2 protein-coding genes and 1 pseudogene are annotated in these 1096 nt (G+C 68.2%); all 3 read left to right on the top strand.

Features of this window, described 5'->3' with window-relative positions; all coding sequences use genetic code 11:
* Positions 1-530 (top strand): cob(I)yrinic acid a,c-diamide adenosyltransferase (locus PGX04_RS05980; protein WP_273737671.1); only part of this gene is annotated, 530 nt, incomplete at its 5' end.
* A 91-nt stretch (positions 531-621) separates the two neighbouring features.
* Positions 622-900, top strand: coding sequence for an acylphosphatase (locus PGX04_RS05975; RefSeq protein WP_273737670.1), 279 nt, complete (start codon positions 622-624; stop codon positions 898-900).
* A gap of 12 nt (positions 901-912) precedes the next feature.
* Positions 913-1096 (top strand): annotated as a pseudogene (locus PGX04_RS05970) (hypothetical protein); the annotation flags it as partial.

Below are 1096 nucleotides of genomic sequence, written 5' to 3'. Positions count from 1 at the left end.
TGGGGCTGCGCGCCGCGGGCCACGGCTACCGCGTCCACATGCTCCAGTTCATGAAGGGCGGGGCCTCGAGCGTCGACGCGGTGCGCGGCGAGTACAACGCGATCGCCATGCTCCCCGGACTGAGCTACGAGAACCTCGGCCACTACGGCTGGCACGGGATGGCTGACGGCAGCGACGAGGCGGACCACGAGGCCGAAGCGCAGGCCGGCCTCGAGCGCGCTCGCGAACTGCTCGAAGCGGCGGGAGAGACCGACCTCGGCGAGCCGATCGACCTCGACGCGGAGCCGGAAGCGGGCGTCCACATGCTGATCCTCGACGAAGTCCTCTACGCCGCGGATCGCGGGCTGCTCTCCGAGACGGACGTCCACGCTCTCATCGACGCGAAGCCGGACGATCTCGAGCTCGTACTGTCGGGGAGCCACACCGAGCCGTCGTACCTGGCGGATCGCGCCGACCTGATCACGAACGTCCGAAAGGTAAAACACCCGATCGACGACGGGCAGCGGGCGCGACGCGGCACCGAGTTCTGAACGGAATCGGCGGTCGTCGAGTGCCGCTGAGAGGTCCGTTCGCTGCTCGAGCGGACCCGGATTTTTGGCGGTCGGGATCCATGGCTCGCACATGACGGACCGAACCCGCGCACACGTCTTCGTCTCCGGAACCGTACAGGGCGTCTACTACCGTGCAAACACGCGCGATACGGCCCATGAGACGGGCGTCGACGGCTGGGTACGGAACCTCGAGGACGGCCGCGTCGAGGCGGTCTTCGAGGGCTCCGAGGCCGCGGTCGAGTCGATGATCGAGTGGTGTCACGAGGGCAGCCCCGCGGCCGATGTCGAGCGCGTCGAGGCCGACTACGAGGAGCCGCGGGGCGAGGACGGGTTCGAGATCCGCTACTAAAAGGAAGGAGCGATGACAGTCGAGGGAATCGAGCGGCGAAGCGACAACGGGACGGTCCTCGAGCCCCTATCGCGTCCAGTGACCGTACGGCATCGAGACGGCATTCACTTCGAGAGCGAAGACGGCGAGCCGCGCGTCGTCGCCGACGCCCGCAGCGCCGTCGGGAGGGTCAACGTGGTGAGCCACGCTCACGCCG

Source organism: Natrinema soli (assembly GCF_028618695.1).
The sequence above is the reverse complement of the archived record's forward strand: the minus strand, read 5'-3'. Positions and strand labels throughout refer to the sequence as shown.

Coding starts and splice junctions, on each gene's coding strand:
- PGX04_RS05975 (WP_273737670.1), top strand. CDS start 622: ATGACGGACCGAACCCGCGCACACGTCTTCGTCTCCGGAACCGTACAG.